The organism is Nonomuraea sp. KM88, assembly GCF_052245635.1.
GTDB lineage: Bacteria > Actinomycetota > Actinomycetes > Streptosporangiales > Streptosporangiaceae > Nonomuraea.
On record NZ_JBQQCC010000007.1, the window covers coordinates 205360 to 220077 of the forward strand.

The window sequence follows — 14718 nt, forward strand, 5'->3', positions numbered from 1 at the left end:
AGCGAGGGCACCAATGAGCGCAGCACGGTCGGCATGAGGGAGGACTCATGACCGGCCAAGGCTTCGGAGTGGTGCGTCCGCTTCCTGGAAATGGGCTGGTCGCCTACGAGGGCGGGCTGCTGCTCGTGTGCGACGCCGGCGAGTCCGCGGCCGACGACCTGCTCGAGGCGCTGCGCGCGACGGCGTCGTCCGGCGGGGACGGCCGGGCGCTGGCCCGGCGCGCCGCCCAGGTGCTCGCGGCCAACATGGCCGGCGACCCGGCCACCTGCGCGGTGGCGGGCTCCGTCGGCGACGGCGTGGCGGTCCTGGTCAGCGGCTCCGCGGCGGCCACCATCGTCACCCCGGCAGGCGAGACGCGGCTGGCCGGGAGCGACTCCCTGACGTGGGCCGACCGGCTCGTCACCGGCACCGTCGAGCGCGTCGAGCTGAGCCTGCCCGGCGCCGGCAGCCCGCACCCCGCGGTCCGGTTCGACGGCGGCGTCGTGCACGGCGGCGGTCTGGTGGGCGACTTCTCCGAGCAGCCCTCGGCACCCGCCGTGTCCAGGCCGCTCACCAGCGAGATGCCCGCCACCGGCCTCCACGTCGAGCCCGACCTCATCCAGCCGCCCCCGCAGCAGCCCGTCGAGCGCCCTCCCTACCCGCTGGCCGACCAGCCGCCGGCCGCCTCCGGCCCGCAGCCGGGCCCCCACTCGGGTCCGCAGCCGGTCGAGCAGCCGTCCTACCTGACGCCCCCTGACCAGCCCTCCTACGGCCCGCCGCAGGACCAGCCCCCTTACGGGCCGCCCCCGGAGCAACATCCCCCTTACGGCGCGCCGCAGGACCAGCCCCCCTACGGCCCGCCCCACGAGCAGCAGTCGCCCTACGGCCCGCCGCAGGAGCAGCCGCCGCCCCTGCCCGAGCCGCAGCAGCAGTTCCCCTCCTTCGACGAGCCCGCGCACTCGGGCAACGGCGAGCAGCAGGCCCAGCAGCACATGGGGCCGCCCGACCACTATGACCAGCCCGGTCCGGCCGGGCCCGGCCCGCAGGAGCACTACGACCAGCCCGGCCCGCCCCAGCAGCAGGATCAGCAGGCCGACCACGGCGACCGGCCGCTGGTCTACGGGGTCGACTGCAAGAACGACCACTTCAACGACCCCCGCGTGCCCTACTGCGCCGTCTGCGGCATCGCCCTGGTCCAGCGCACCCTCGTCCCCTACAAAGGGCCGCGTCCCCCGCTCGGGGTCCTCGTCCTCGACGACGGCACGGCGCTGCCCCTGGAGGCCGACTACCTCCTCGGCCGTGACCCGGAGCGCGCGCCCGAGGTGGCCGGCGGCAGCGCGAGGCCGGCCAAGGTGACCAGCCCCGACGGCTCGGTCTCGCGCCGCCACCTGCGCGTGGCGCTGGACGGCTGGGACGTCAACCTGGTGGATCTGGGTTCGGTCAACGGCACGCAGATCCAGCCGCCCGGCGACCCCAACTTCTACGACATCCCGCCCAACGAGCCGGTCACCATCGCCCCGGGCACGACCGTCCGGGTGGGCGTGTCCCGCACGCTCCGCTTCGAGGCCCACAGGGGCTGACACCGCGCCGCCTGACGCTCGCGCCCTCGCCGGGGGCGCGAGCGTTCTCGCACAAGGGCCGTACGCCATCCGGAGGGCGGCCTTCGGCGCGAAACGACACCACGTGTGGCTTGCCTCGAACGGGCGGATTCCGGGGTGCGGACGACGGGATCGGCGGCCACGCCGGGGATCCCGGCCGCGGAGCACACAATTCAGAGAGCCATATCACGAGAAATCGTCAGTCTGGATAAGAGCCGCGAAATAGGCGAAGGATCTTCATGAGTGACGGGCCGGAGAACCCGCCGGGGCAGGTTTTCCCGCCTCATTCGGGCCCGCTACAGGTCGTCCGCAACCCCGGATTCCGACCGCGCGAAAGAGGGCCCACCCCTCGCTAGACGGGACGGAAGGACCGCACTCCGCGCAACATGCGCACCGCGGCCTCCAGGCCCCCGGCGGCCTCCAGCGCCCGCCCCGCCGCCGCGGCGAACCGGCTCACCAGGTGCTCGTCACCGTCGCTGAACCCGCGCCCCGCCACCCACAGGTGCGTGGAGTCCCGCGTCGCCATCGGCACGGGCATGGACAGGAACCCCGGCTCGCCCACCGACACGTCGCGCGCCAGCCGTACCGTCGCCTGCGACGCCACGAGCTCCTTCATCACCCCCGACTCCGCCAGCCACCGCCGCACGCTCAGCGGATCGCCTGGCGGCGTGTGCACGTGGATCGAGCACGCGTGCCGGCGCAGCACGTCCACCCGGACGAATCCCGCGTTCCCGGTGCCCGCGACGGCCGCGGCGGTACGTGCGAGCCGGTCGATCAGGTTCACCGCCTCCAGGCAGGAGAACACGGCGATGAGCTCGCGCATGGCGACGTCGGCACGGTCGTATGGCATCGCGGCGCCCCTCGGGGGAGAGGGTGAGATCGCGTACCCCGATCGCGCGACCTTACGTGCGGGTGCCCCGACTATCGTCCTGGACGGCGCCCTTGACCAGACCTCAACAGGAAATCAGGATTTCCGGCCCGCGGGCTCGTCCTGCCGCAGGCGCGCCCACGCCACGTCGTCGGCCCAGGTGCCGTCCGGCTGCGGGAACAGCTCACGGTGCACGCCCTCCCGGCTGAACCCCGCCCGCTCCAGCACCGCCTGCGAGGCCGTGTTGCCCGCCTCGGTGCCCGCCACGATCCGGTGCAGGGGCGTGCCGGCGAACGCCCAGTCGACCAGCAGCCGCACCGCCCGCGTCATGAGCCCCTTGCCCCGGTGCGGCGGCACCAGCGAGTAGCCGATCATCGCCTGCCCGAGCGCCGGGACCACCTGCGTCAGCTGCAGGTGCCCCGCGAACGCCCGCGAGGCCGCGTCCCTGACCGCCAGCTCGACGCGCTGCCCTGACGCCCACCAGTAGCCGGTGTAGCGGCAGCGCCGCTCGTTGTCCTCCAGCGTGGCCGGCGGCCCCACGGAGTAGACCGCCACGCTCGGCTCGGCCATCATCCGGTGGAAGTCCTTGGCGTCCTCGGCGGCCAGCGGCTCCAACACCACGACTCCGTCGGTCAGCTCCCCGCCCTCGAAGAACGGAAGGTACGGCTCCGCCACAGCCACGGCGTCGCCAGCCAGCCGGCCGAACGTGACGACATCGGCGTACCGGCCGTCGCGCACCTGCTTGGCGTCCCGCCTGCGCCCCTCCTCGCGGAAACCCGCTTTGTACGCCACGCGCAGGCTCGCCACGTTCTCCACCTCGGCCTGCAGCTCGACCCGGCGCACCCCGTGGTCGAAGAGCCAGTCGGTGACCGCCCTGGCCGCCGTGGCCGCGACGTTCTTGCCCCGGGCCCACGGGGCCACCAGGTAGCCGATCTCGGTCACGCCCCAGCGGTCCGGCGGCCCGACGCCGATGGAGCCGGCGTAGCGGCCGTTCTCGGTGATCGAGAACTCCGCCCCGCCGTCCCGCCACCTGGCCGCGGACCTGCCGAGGTAGTCGAGCGCGTCGCCGGCCCCGTACGGCGACGGCAGGAGCGGCAGGAATCTGGCTGACACCGGGTCGTCGCAGGTCGTGACGATCGCTTCGGCGTCGGACTCCACGGGTGGCCGCAGGATGAGGGAGCCGGTGGAGATCACGTCGTGCGGGAGCATCATCCATACTTATCGTGCGTCCTGACCCGCTCGAAAGCCCTATAACCTTGCCGCCATGGGTTTCCGCAGGCATGGGCCTTTCCAGGCGGGGGATCAGGTGCAGCTCACCGACCCCAAGAACAAGCGCCACACGATCACGCTCAAGGAGGACGGCGTCTTCCACACCCACAAGGGCGCCATCCCGCACAGTGATCTGATCGGGCAGCCTGAAGGCTCCGTCGTGCGTTCCTCGGGCGGCACCGCCTACCTCGCCTTCCGCCACCTGCTGCAGGACTACACGCTGGCCATGCCGCGCGGCGCGGCCGTCATCTACCCGAAAGACGCCTCCATGATCGTCGGCATGGCCGACATCTTCCCCGGCGCCCGGGTCATCGAGGCGGGTGTCGGCTCCGGCGCGCTGACCTGCTTCCTGCTGCGCGCGGTCGGCCCGGAGGGGCACGTCACGTCCTACGAGCGGCGCCAGGAGTTCGCCGACGTGGCGCGCAAGAACGTGGAGAAGTTCTACGGCGGTCCCATGGAGGGCAACTGGCGCCTGGTCACCGGCGACCTGGTGTCGTCGATCGACGAGGTCGACGTCGACCGCGTCATCCTCGACATGCTCGCTCCCTGGGAGTGCGTCGACGCGGTCGCCAAGGCGCTGACGCCTGGGGGTGTGATCTGCTGTTACGTGGCCACGACGACCCAGCTGTCCAAGACGGTCGAGGTCATTCGCGATCATGGGTGTTTCACCGAGCCGCATGCGTGGGAGACCCTGGTTCGCGACTGGCACGTCGAAGGACTCGCGGTGAGACCGGATCATCGGATGATCGGCCACACCGGGTTCCTCGTCACCGCCCGCCGCATGGCCGACGGCGTGACTCCGCCGCCGCGCCGTCGACGACCGAAGGGGACGACCGAAGAACTATGACAATTTGGCCACGAGGGTGCGTTGGTGCGTGACACGGGAACAGATGACCGTGTTCATATGCTGGGAGTATTAAACGCACTATTGGGGATTAATCGCCGAATACTGATTGTCACACGACGAACACTGCCCGGCCAGGTTACGGAGGGGCCCGAGATAGGTAAGGTCCTTAGTAGTCGCCCTCGACTGGGAAGGAGGTGACGGGGCGTGGCAGCTCGCGATGATGCTGAGGCTCGAGCCGCGCAGCGCGAACGGGAGGTCGCTGATCTTTCAACACAGGTCTCCTTCCTCCAGGAGGAGATCACCGCGCTGAGGCGGAAGCTGGCCGAGTCACCCCGTCAGGCCAGGGTCCTCGAAGAGCGTCTCCATGAGGCACAGGCCAATCTGGCGGCCGTGACCGGCCAGAACGAACGCCTGGTGGCCACACTCAAGGAGGCCAGGGACCAGATCGTCGCCCTCAAGGAGGAGGTCGACCGGCTGGCGCAGCCGCCATCCGGCTTCGGCACCTTCCTGGAGGCCCGAGAAGACGGCACGATCGAGGTGTTCACCGGAGGTCGCAAGCTCCGGGTGAACGTCAGCCCCGCCGTCGACGTCGCTTCGCTGCGGCGTGGCCAGGAGGTCATGCTCAACGAGGCGCTCAACGTGGTCGAAGCCCTCGGCTACGAAGAGGTCGGCGAGATCGTGATGCTCAAAGAACTGCTCGACGAGGGAAAGCGGGCCCTGGTCATCTCGCACGCCGACGAAGAGCGCGTCGTGCGACTGGCCGAGTCGCTGGTCGGCCAGCCCATCAGGGCGGGCGACTCGCTCCTGCTCGAACCTCGCTCCGGCTACGTCTACGAGCGCATACCCAAGTCCGAAGTCGAAGAGCTCGTGCTCGAAGAGGTCCCCGACATCTCCTACGAGGAGATCGGCGGTCTCATGCGGCAGATCGAGCAGATCAGGGACGCGATCGAGCTGCCCTACCTGCACGCCGACCTGTTCCGCGAGCACAAACTCCGTCCCCCGAAGGGCGTGCTGCTGTACGGCCCGCCCGGTTGCGGCAAGACGCTCATCGCCAAGGCCGTCGCCAACTCCCTGGCCAAGCAGGTCGCGGAGAAGACCGGCCAGTCCGGCAAGAGCTTCTTCCTCAACATCAAGGGCCCGGAGCTGCTCAACAAGTACGTCGGTGAGACCGAGCGGCACATCCGCCTCGTCTTCCAGCGAGCCCGCGAGAAGGCCTCAGAGGGCACCCCGGTGATCGTGTTCTTCGACGAGATGGACTCGATCTTCCGCACCCGAGGCTCGGGCGTGTCCTCCGACGTCGAGAACACCATCGTCCCTCAGCTGCTGTCGGAGATCGACGGCGTCGAGGGGCTCGAGAACGTCATCGTCATCGGCGCCTCCAACCGCGAGGACATGATCGACCCGGCGATCCTGCGGCCCGGCCGCCTGGACGTCAAGATCAAGATCGAGCGGCCGGACGCCGAGGCGGCCAAGGACATCTTCTCGAAATACCTCATCTCTGACCTGCCTCTGCATCCCGACGACCTGACGGAGCACTCCGGCTCCCGTGAGGCCACCATCCAGGGCATGATCCAGAGCGTCGTCGAGCGCATGTACACCGAGAGCGAGGAGAATCGCTTCCTCGAGGTGACCTACGCCAACGGCGACAAGGAGGTCCTCTACTTCAAGGACTTCAACTCCGGCGCGATGATCCAGAACATCGTCGACCGGGGCAAGAAGATGGCCATCAAGCAGTTCCTCGAATCCGGCCAGAAGGGCCTGCGGGTGCAGCACCTGCTCACGGCCTGCGTGGACGAGTTCTCCGAGAACGAAGACCTGCCCAACACCACCAACCCCGACGACTGGGCCCGCATCTCCGGCAAGAAGGGCGAGCGGATCGTCTACATCCGCACGCTCGTCTCCGGCAAGCAGGGCACCGAAGCCGGCCGGTCCATCGACACCGTCGCCAACACCGGCCAGTACCTGTAACACCCCTTGATCGGGAGGGCCGCGCGGGAGACCGCGCGGCCCTCCCGCGTCTGCGGACCCGGTCGCCGGCCGCATCGGTGGCGGGTCGCCCGCCGGGGAAGGCGCCGGCCGCGCCTAGCATGGCGATCATGGAGTACCTCAACCCCGGTCGCGGCCCGTACCCCGCGCAGGACCGCGAGCTCATCGGAGTCGAGCACGCCCGCCAGGCCCGCACCCGCTTCGCCGGGCACCGCGGCTACCGGCCCACGCCCGTCCACACCCTGCGCGGGTTCGCGGGTACGTACGCCGTGCACATCAAGGACGAGAGCCTGCGCATGGGTCTGGGCAGCTTCAAGGCGCTCGGCGGCGCCTACGCCGTGCGCCTGATGGCCGAACGCGAGCCAGGAGGCCCGCCCTTCGTGTGCGCCAGCGCCGGCAACCACGGCATCTCCGTCGCCGCAGGAGCCGCGGAGGCAGGCGTGCCGTGCGTGGTCTACCTGAGCGAGGACGTGCCCCAGGCGTTCGAGCGGCGGCTGCGCGCCCTCGGCGCGGAGGTGCGGCGCAGCGGCCGGCATTACGACGACAGCATGGCCGCGGCGCTCCGCACGGCCGAGGAGCAGGGGTGGCGGCTGGTCTCCGACAGTTCGTGGGAGGGCTACACCGCCGTCCCGCTCGACGTCATGCGCGGCTACGCGGTCCTGTTCGACGAACTGTCCGGCCTCGGCGAGCTCTCTTCCGCGGCTGAGCCCGCCGGAGACGGCCCGGACGAGAGCCCCGGCGCGCCCACGCACGTGTTCGTGCAGGCCGGGGTAGGCGGGCTGGCCGCGGCGGCGGCCGGATACGTACGCGACCGCTGGGGCGAGCAGCCCAAAGTGATCGTCGTCGAGCCCGAGGGCGCGCCCTGCCTGCTCGAAAGCGCCCGGGCCGGCACGTCCGTCCGGATCAGAGGCGGACATACCACGCTCGGCCGGCTCGACTGCCTCGAACCCTCGCTCATCGCCCATCGTCTCCTGTCCCACCTCGCCGACCTCTACATGACGATCACCGACGAGGAGGCGGACGCCGCGGTCCGGCTCCTGTCCGGGCACGGCGTGGCCCTGTCGCCGTGCGGAGCCGCCGGAGCCGCCGGGCTGCTCGAACTGAGCGACGACTCCCGGCGTGCGCTCGGTGTCGACGAGCGCTCACGCGTGTTGCTCGTGGGAACAGAGGGACCGGTGGAACCAAAATGATCGACATCTACGTCAAAGGGGCGTGCATTCACCCAACCGGCCGAAGCATGTCCGGGGGGACGGCCGGTTGGCCGAGCTCGACCTCCTGCGATTCATCGCCGCCCTCGCCGTCGTCGCCTTCCACTATCTGGTCGCGTACGCCTCCGTCTGGGGGGACAGGCCCGCCGAGCTGTTCCCGGCGCTGGCGCCCATCGCGGGGTTAGGCATCCTCGGCGTGGAGCTGTTCTTCATCATCAGCGGGTTCGTCATCCTGATGACCGTCTGGGGCCGAGGGCTCGGCGGCTTCGCCCGGTCCCGGTTCGTGCGTCTCTATCCCGCGTACTGGCTCAGCCTCGGCGCGGTCGCCGCCCTCTACGCGATCACCGGCGCCAAGGCGCTCAACCCAAAACTTTCGCCAGGCGAATACCTGGTGAACGCCACCATGCTCCAGCGGCTGTTCAAGGTCACCGACGCCAGCGGCGTCTACTGGTCGCTCTGGGCGGAGCTCCGCTTCTACCTGCTGATGGCCGTCCTCGTGATCATCGGCGTGACGTACCGGCGCGTGCTGGTCTTCGCGGGCGTCTGGCTGGTCGCCGCGCTCGGCGCGGAACTGCTCGGCAACGACCTGCTCGACGAGATCGTCATGCCGCGGTACGCCCCCTATTTCGTGGCCGGCATGTCCCTGTACCTCATCCACAAGCACGGCAGCGCCTGGCTGCCCTGGTTGTACGTGGCCGGCGGGTACGGCCTGTCGATCAACGCCGCGCTCGGCCGTGTGCACAGCCGGGTCGAGGCCGCGGGCTTCAAGAACATGCCCGTCACCGATGTCAGCGTCATCATCACCATCACCCTGATCTTCACCGTGATGGCCCTGGTCGCCCTCGGCCTGCTCAGGCTGAAGTCGTCGAGGACGCTCACCGCGCTCGGCGGGGTCACGTACCCGCTTTACCTGTTCCATGGCGTGGTCGCGGTGGCCCTTATCCCCGTGCTCGTCGAGGACCTGCCCCCTTGGGCGGTCGCCGTCACCGCGACGCTGGTCGCGATTCTGCTGTCCTATCTTGTCCATGCCTTTGCGGAACGTCCTATCCAGCGACTTCTCAAGCCGCGCAGGGCACCGCAAAGCACGTCAGCTCCTGCCGTACAGGTTGAAAAGACGTCGGTGCCATAACCTTGTGGCCTTGGGGCACTGTGAAGGGCATAGGCTCGGGCATATAAACGGCGGATAGACAGACCCGGACGAACAGAGGGTGTTGCATGACGGTGCGTCGGGTGATGGGCATTGAGACCGAGTACGGCATCTCCGTACCTGGTCAGCCAGGCGCCAACGCGATGGTGACCTCCTCGCAGGTCGTGAACGCCTACCTGGCCGCCTCGGCGGCCCGCGCGCGCAGGGCACGGTGGGATTTCGAGGAGGAGAACCCGCTGCGCGACGCGCGCGGGTTCGACCTTGCCCGGGAGGTGGCCGACCCCACCCAGCTCACCGACGAGGACCTCGGCCTCGCCAACGTCATCCTCACCAACGGCGCCCGGCTCTACGTCGACCACGCCCACCCCGAGTACAGCGCGCCCGAGTGCACCAACCCTCGGGCCGCCGTCATCTGGGACAAAGCGGGCGAGCGAGTGATGTACGACGCGGCAACCCGAGCCTCTGCCATCCCCTCCAACGCCCCCATCCAGCTCTACAAGAACAACACCGACGCCAAAGGCGCCTCCTACGGTTGCCACGAGAACTACCTGATGCGGCGCGCCACCCCCTTCGCCGACATCGTCCGGCACCTCACTCCTTTCTTCGTCTCCCGTCAGGTCGTCGTCGGCGCCGGCAAGGTCGGCATCGGCCAGGACTCCCGCGGCGAAGGGTTCCAGATCAGCCAGCGGGCCGACTTCTTCGAGGTCGAGGTCGGGCTCGAGACCACGCTCAAGCGGCCCATCATCAACACCCGTGACGAACCGCACGCCGACCCCGAGAAATACCGCAGGCTGCACGTCATCATCGGCGACGCCAACATGTCGGAGATCTCGACCTATCTCAAGCTCGGGTCCACCGCACTCGTCCTCGCCATGATCGAGGACGGCTTCCTCACCCGTGACCTCGCCGTCGACAACCCCGTGCAGGCGCTGCGGGCCGTCTCCCACGACCCCGCCTGCCGCTACGAGATCCCCATGCGCGACGGGCGCAAGCTCACCGCCATCCAGCTCCAGATGGAATATCTCGAGCAGGCCCGCAAATACGTCGAGGAACGCGGCACCGCCCACGACGAGATGAACAAGGACATCCTCGACCGCTGGGAGTCCGTGCTCACCCGCCTCGCGGAAGATCCGATGCAGCTCGCCCGCGAGCTCGACTGGGTCGCCAAGCTCGAACTCCTCGAGGGCTATCGCAGCCGTGACGGCCTGGCCTGGTCGCACCCCCGGCTCCAGCTCGTCGACCTGCAATATTCCGACATCCGCCCCGACCGGGGCCTCTACAACCGCCTCGTCGCCCGCGGACGCATGCAGCGCCTGGTCAGCGAGGAAGAGGTCCAGCGTGCCGTCGAACACCCGCCCACCGACACCCGCGCCTACTTCCGCGGCCGTTGCCTGAGCCAGTACAGCGAGGCCGTCGCCGCGGCCTCCTGGGACTCCGTCATCTTCGACATCCCCGGCAGGGAGTCACTGCAGCGCGTGCCGACCCTTGAGCCGCTGCGCGGCACCAAGGCCCATGTCGGAGAGCTCTTCGATCGCTGCCGCACCGCCGCCGACCTGGTGGCCGCGCTCACCGGCGGCGACTGACCACCCGCTGGTGGCCGCGTCCACGGCGGCGGCCGACCACACGCCGCGCGCGGACCCGCCTCACAGCAGGCTCACGCCGAGCGTCAGCGTGCCCGCCGCCAGGCTCACGCCGCCCGCCACGGTGAGCCAGATCAGCCTGCTCGGCTTGGTGTCGCTCGGGCGCACCACCGACAGGAAGAACCCCAGCGGCATCAGGATCGGCGCGGCCACGATCAGCGTGCGCACCACGGCCTTGGCGCCTTCCGGCAGGCTCGCCTGATCCACGTACACCATCGCCACCAGGGCGAAGAGCACCAGCACGCCCGCGTGGGCGTGACCCGCCCGCCACAGGCCGCGGCGCACCGGATTGTCGAGGTAGCCTGGAACGTTACGCATCAGGAACGACAACAACGAGACACCGCCGAAGGCGACCAGGGGAACTGTGATGAGGAGCACACCGGCAGTGCTCAGGGACGAAGGGGACATCGCAACCTCCTGTGCGTACAGGGGTTCCATTATTGGATAGCTTTACTATCTGGTCAACCCCGCAAGATCACTGGGTGATGGGCGCGAAATGTCGCCCGGTTCGGGGAAGATATGCAGGAGAGGCAGTCCCCCAGACGGAGGTAGGACATGGCAACCAAGGACACCGGCGGCCAGAAGCAGACCGGTCGGCGCGAGTCCGAAGTCGAGGAGACCGAGGCCTCGGCGGCGCCGGACGTTCAGGAGCGGCAGGAGAAGCTCACGGACGATGTCGACTCGATTCTGGATGAGATAGACGAAGTTCTCGAAGAGAACGCAGAGGAGTTCGTGCGCAGCTATGTCCAAAAGGGCGGAGAGTAGGGCAAACATCAACTAAAGGGATGATTCGGGTGGGAACGCCGGGCCGACTGACCTGCCCGGACCGCGGTGAGGCCACGGCCGTGACCCGGTCCGGGCCCATCTGGGGCAGGCCCGATGGGCAAGCGTGCGTCGGCGGGATCCTCCTCCGGAACCATCCGTTCGCCTGCCGTTACGGCACCACCAGGACGACGTCGCGCGCATGCTCGCCCACGAGGGCGGGCTCAGCGCGCTTTTTTCTGCGGGGCATGGGGAACCGGCGAAGGGCCGGGCTCCAGGCTGTTCTCTAGTCCAGGTGGTCGAGAGTGGGTTGGTCGTCGGGCACGGCATGGTCGGGCGTGTGGTCGGGCATGGCATAGTCGACCGCGACGCCGAGGAGGCGGACGGGGCGGTCGAGATCGAAGCGGCCGAGGACGGTGAGGGCCGTCCGGGTGATGGCCCCCGGGTCGGCCGTGGCGGCGGGGAGCTTGGCCTGGCGGGTGCGGGTGAGGAAGGGCGTGTAGCGCACCTTGACGGTGACGCGGGTCGCCTGGCGTCCGGCGTCGATGGTGTCCTGAGCCACGCGCCCGGCGAGTGCCGTGATGTGGTGGGCGATGCCGCCCCTGTCGGTGAGATCGTGTTCGAAGGTCGTTTCGCGGCTGTGGCCTTGGGCGATCCAGGGTGTGGTGACGACCTCCGCCTCGCCCTTGCCGAGGGCGAGATAGCGATACCACGGGCCGTTGGTCGGCCCGAAACGGCGGGCGAGATCGGCGGGGTCGGCAGCGGCGAGCTGGGCGACGGTGCGCAGGCCGTGGGCGGCGAGCTTTCTGGCGGTCTTGGCGCCGATGCCCCAGAGCGCGTCGGTGGAGCGGTGGTTCATGGTCTCGGCCCAGTTGTCGCCGGTGAGCTGGTGCACGCCCGCCGGCTTGGCGAAGGCCGAGGCGAGCTTGGCCTGGTGTTTGTTGTCGCCGATGCCGACGGAGCAGGTCAACCGGGTGCGGGCGCGTACGGCCTGCTGGAGGCCGGCGGCGAGGGCTTCGGGGTCGTCGGTGGTGGCGCCGACGAAGGCCTCGTCCCAGCCCCAGATCTCCACGCGCACGGGGAACTCCCGGAGGACGGCCATGACCTCTCGCGAGGCGGCCTCGTAGGCGGGCGGGTCGCTGGGCAGGAAGATCGCTTCCGGGCATCGTTTGTACGCCGTGCGCAGCGGCATGCCGGAATGGATGCCGTGGGCGCGGGCTTCGTAGGTCGCGGTGGCGGCCACGGTGCGGGGGCGCGTGGGATCGCCTGTGCCGCCCACGACCACGGGCCTGCCGCGGAGCTCGGGATGGCGGAGCAGCTCGACCGCGGCGATGAACTGATCGAGGTCGACGTGCAGGATCCAGTCCCGGGTGGACCTGGTGGCCATGGTGTCCAGTATGGCCGGTGGGTCCGTGACGGGCCCAGCACGGGGGAGCGCTGTCCACGGGCGTGGTGTCTGGTTCGGGGTTTCAAGGGGTGCGCCGGTGAAGCCCGCGCACAATGGTTCGCCGTGAGCTGATCGTGGGAAGTGCAGACAGCAACCCAACATGAGTAGGGTCGCCCTAGGAACACTGACGTTTGGAGGGAGTCGCGTGGCATCGCACAGGGATCTGCCCGTCGGCTTGGTGAACCATCTTTTCCGGAACACGGGAAATTCGTCGTTCTCGGAGTTTGTCAGTTCATATGCGCCCGAGTTGCTGCCACAGCGGGATGAGGTTCTGGCCACCCCGATCGGCGATCAGGTCCCGCACGCGACCACGATCGTGGCCGCCACCTTCGCCGGCGGTGTGATCATGGCCGGCGACCGGCGGGCGACGTCGGGCAACATCATCTCCCAGCGCGACGTGGAGAAGGTGTTCCGCGCCGACGACTACTCGTGCATGGGCATCGCCGGCACGGCCAGCACGGGCCTCGAGTTCGCCCGCCTCTACCGCGTCGAGCTGGAGCACTACGAGAAGCTCGAGGGCCGCACGATGTCGGTGGCCGGCAAGGCCAACCGGCTGGCGACCATGATCAGGGGCAACCTCGCCATGGCGATGCAGGGGCTGGTGGTGGTGCCGCTGTTCGCCGCCTACGACCCCGACAAGGACGAAGGTCGCATCTTCAGCTACGACGTCGCGGGCGGCCCCTACGAGCGGGAGCGGTTCGACGCGATCGGGTCCGGTTCGATCTTCGCCCGCGGGTCGCTGAAGAAGCTCTACCGCGACGGCGCCTCCTCCGACGACATGGTGATGACCCTCATCCAGGCCCTCTACGACGCGGCCGACGACGACTCGGCCACCGGCGGGCCCGACGTGAGCAGGAAGATCTGGCCGGTCGTCGCGATGATCGACGCCGACGGTTTCCGCCGGCTGACCGACGAGCAGGTCTCCTCCTACGTGGAGCAGATGCTCGAAGCCCGCCTGATCTCGCCCGACGGCCCCATCGCCCCGCTGCGCTAGAAAGGACCACCGCACGTGTCCATGCCTTTTGGATATGCGTCCCCTGAGCAGATCATGCGGGACAAGGCCGACTACGCGCGCAAGGGCATCGCGCGGGGCCGGTCCGTCGTCGTGCTCCAGTACGTCGACGGCATCCTGTTCGTGGCGCCCAACCCGTCGCGGGCGCTGCACAAGATCAGCGAGATCTACGACCGCATCGGGTTCGCCGCCGTCGGGCGCTACAACGAGTTCGAGGAGCTGCGCCTCGGCGGCATCCGCTACGCCGACATCAACGGCTACACCTACGACCGCTCCGACGTGACCGGACGCGGCCTGGCCAACCTCTACGCCTCCAACCTGGGCCGCATCTTCACCGAGTCGATCAAATCGCTCGAGGTGGAGGTCGTCGTCGCCGAGGTGGGCGAGACCAAAGACGGCGACGCGATCTACCGGCTGACGTTCGACGGGTCCGTCTTCGACGAGCACGGCTTCGCGGCGATGGGCGGCCAGGCCGAGGCGGTGGCGACCCGGCTGAAGGAGCGCTACCGCGAGTCGATGTCGCTGGCCGACGCGCTGGAGGTGGCGCTGACGGCGCTCACCGAGCCGGGCGGCGAGCGGCCGCCGGTGGCGCAGCTGGAGGTGGCGGTGCTCGACCGCAACCGCGAGCACCGCAAGTTCCTCCGGCTGACGGGGGCGCGGCTGGAGCGGCTGCTCGCCCAGACGACCACCCCACCGGCCTCCCAGCCCACGCCTCCCGCCGGTGAGGGCAAGGACACGCCCCCGCCCACGGGCCCGGACGGCGACGTGGACGACGGCTCCTCGCCGCTGTAGACACACTTTTCTGCGGGGGCCTGCCATGGGCGGTCCCCGCAGCCACAGCCGGGCATCCGGTGGTTTCCTGCGGTCGTGCCGGGCGCCCCGTGGCGGTCCCGGCCGCCGCCCGGCGGTCGCCGCCGCGTCGTGGCTCGGGGACCCTCGCCGTCGTACCGGGTGC

The 14718-nt window shown here is 69.6% G+C and carries 13 protein-coding genes; 9 read left to right on the top strand and 4 right to left on the bottom strand.

Annotated elements, in window-relative coordinates; genetic code table 11:
* Positions 1 to 47 precede the first annotated feature (47 nt).
* Complete coding sequence (locus tag ACTWPV_RS22530) at positions 48 to 1559, top strand: FHA domain-containing protein (RefSeq protein ID WP_443153269.1); 1512 nt, start codon at positions 48 to 50, stop codon at positions 1557 to 1559.
* A gap of 370 nt (positions 1560 to 1929) precedes the next feature.
* Here ACTWPV_RS22530 and ACTWPV_RS22535 read toward each other — a convergent pair whose 3' ends face one another.
* Entirely contained in the window at positions 1930 to 2427 is a 498-nt protein-coding gene (locus ACTWPV_RS22535; RefSeq protein ID WP_443153270.1) for a hypothetical protein, read from the bottom strand.
* Between the two features lie 114 nt (positions 2428 to 2541).
* Complete coding sequence (locus ACTWPV_RS22540; RefSeq protein WP_443153271.1) at positions 2542 to 3657, bottom strand: GNAT family N-acetyltransferase; 1116 nt, start codon at positions 3655 to 3657, stop codon at positions 2542 to 2544.
* 52 nt (positions 3658 to 3709) lie between these two features.
* Here ACTWPV_RS22540 and ACTWPV_RS22545 point away from each other — a divergent pair, with 52 nt between their 5' ends.
* The 5 genes from ACTWPV_RS22545 to dop all read left to right on the top strand — a co-directional run bounded on the left by ACTWPV_RS22545 (position 3710) and on the right by dop (position 10485).
* Positions 3710 to 4561, top strand: a complete 852-nt coding sequence (locus tag ACTWPV_RS22545) for a tRNA (adenine-N1)-methyltransferase (RefSeq protein ID WP_347644603.1) — start codon at positions 3710 to 3712, stop codon at positions 4559 to 4561.
* A 204-nt stretch (positions 4562 to 4765) separates the two neighbouring features.
* Positions 4766 to 6529 (top strand): proteasome ATPase, encoded by a 1764-nt coding sequence (gene arc / locus ACTWPV_RS22550; RefSeq protein ID WP_132514529.1) that lies wholly within the window; start codon positions 4766 to 4768, stop codon positions 6527 to 6529.
* Positions 6530 to 6657: 128 nt separating this feature from the next.
* Positions 6658 to 7737, top strand: a complete 1080-nt coding sequence (locus ACTWPV_RS22555; protein WP_443153272.1) for a pyridoxal-phosphate dependent enzyme — start codon at positions 6658 to 6660, stop codon at positions 7735 to 7737.
* Between the two features lie 67 nt (positions 7738 to 7804).
* The gene (locus tag ACTWPV_RS22560) at positions 7805 to 8884 is read left to right on the top strand and encodes an acyltransferase family protein (protein WP_443153273.1); all 1080 of its coding nucleotides are present in this window, start codon (positions 7805 to 7807) and stop codon (positions 8882 to 8884) included.
* Positions 8885 to 8970: 86 nt separating this feature from the next.
* Positions 8971 to 10485, top strand: a complete 1515-nt coding sequence (dop, locus tag ACTWPV_RS22565; RefSeq protein WP_347644600.1) for a depupylase/deamidase Dop — start codon at positions 8971 to 8973, stop codon at positions 10483 to 10485.
* 60 nt (positions 10486 to 10545) lie between these two features.
* On the opposite strand, the gene ACTWPV_RS22570 is transcribed toward dop, so the two are convergent.
* Positions 10546 to 10950 (bottom strand): hypothetical protein, encoded by a 405-nt coding sequence (locus ACTWPV_RS22570; RefSeq protein WP_347622131.1) that lies wholly within the window; start codon positions 10948 to 10950, stop codon positions 10546 to 10548.
* A gap of 147 nt (positions 10951 to 11097) precedes the next feature.
* Between ACTWPV_RS22570 and ACTWPV_RS22575 the strand changes: the two genes are divergently transcribed.
* On the top strand, positions 11098 to 11307 hold the full coding sequence (locus ACTWPV_RS22575) for a ubiquitin-like protein Pup (RefSeq protein ID WP_347622130.1): 210 nt from the start codon (positions 11098 to 11100) through the stop codon (positions 11305 to 11307).
* A gap of 283 nt (positions 11308 to 11590) precedes the next feature.
* On the opposite strand, the gene ACTWPV_RS22580 is transcribed toward ACTWPV_RS22575, so the two are convergent.
* On the bottom strand, positions 11591 to 12691 hold the full coding sequence (locus ACTWPV_RS22580; protein WP_443153274.1) for a DNA polymerase IV: 1101 nt from the start codon (positions 12689 to 12691) through the stop codon (positions 11591 to 11593).
* 205 nt (positions 12692 to 12896) lie between these two features.
* Here ACTWPV_RS22580 and prcB point away from each other — a divergent pair, with 205 nt between their 5' ends.
* Both prcB and prcA read left to right on the top strand, forming a co-directional pair.
* Positions 12897 to 13745, top strand: a complete 849-nt coding sequence (gene prcB, locus ACTWPV_RS22585; protein WP_443153275.1) for a proteasome subunit beta — start codon at positions 12897 to 12899, stop codon at positions 13743 to 13745.
* Between the two features lie 21 nt (positions 13746 to 13766).
* Entirely contained in the window at positions 13767 to 14555 is a 789-nt protein-coding gene (gene prcA / locus ACTWPV_RS22590; RefSeq protein ID WP_347644787.1) for a proteasome subunit alpha, read from the top strand.
* Positions 14556 to 14718 lie beyond the last annotated feature (163 nt).

Excerpts from the sequence above, each read along its gene's own strand:
- ACTWPV_RS22545 (WP_347644603.1), top strand. The coding sequence starts at position 3,710 with ATGGGTTTCCGCAGGCATGGGCCTTTCCAGGCGGGGGATCAGGTGCAG.
- ACTWPV_RS22540 (WP_443153271.1), bottom strand. The coding sequence starts at position 3,657 with ATGATGCTCCCGCACGACGTGATCTCCACCGGCTCCCTCATCCTGCGG.
- ACTWPV_RS22580 (WP_443153274.1), bottom strand. The coding sequence starts at position 12,691 with ATGGCCACCAGGTCCACCCGGGACTGGATCCTGCACGTCGACCTCGAT.
- ACTWPV_RS22530 (WP_443153269.1), top strand. The coding sequence starts at position 48 with ATGACCGGCCAAGGCTTCGGAGTGGTGCGTCCGCTTCCTGGAAATGGG.
- prcA (WP_347644787.1), top strand. The coding sequence starts at position 13,767 with ATGCCTTTTGGATATGCGTCCCCTGAGCAGATCATGCGGGACAAGGCC.
- dop (WP_347644600.1), top strand. The coding sequence starts at position 8,971 with ATGACGGTGCGTCGGGTGATGGGCATTGAGACCGAGTACGGCATCTCC.
- ACTWPV_RS22555 (WP_443153272.1), top strand. The coding sequence starts at position 6,658 with ATGGAGTACCTCAACCCCGGTCGCGGCCCGTACCCCGCGCAGGACCGC.
- ACTWPV_RS22535 (WP_443153270.1), bottom strand. The coding sequence starts at position 2,427 with ATGCCATACGACCGTGCCGACGTCGCCATGCGCGAGCTCATCGCCGTG.
- ACTWPV_RS22570 (WP_347622131.1), bottom strand. The coding sequence starts at position 10,950 with ATGTCCCCTTCGTCCCTGAGCACTGCCGGTGTGCTCCTCATCACAGTT.
- ACTWPV_RS22575 (WP_347622130.1), top strand. The coding sequence starts at position 11,098 with ATGGCAACCAAGGACACCGGCGGCCAGAAGCAGACCGGTCGGCGCGAG.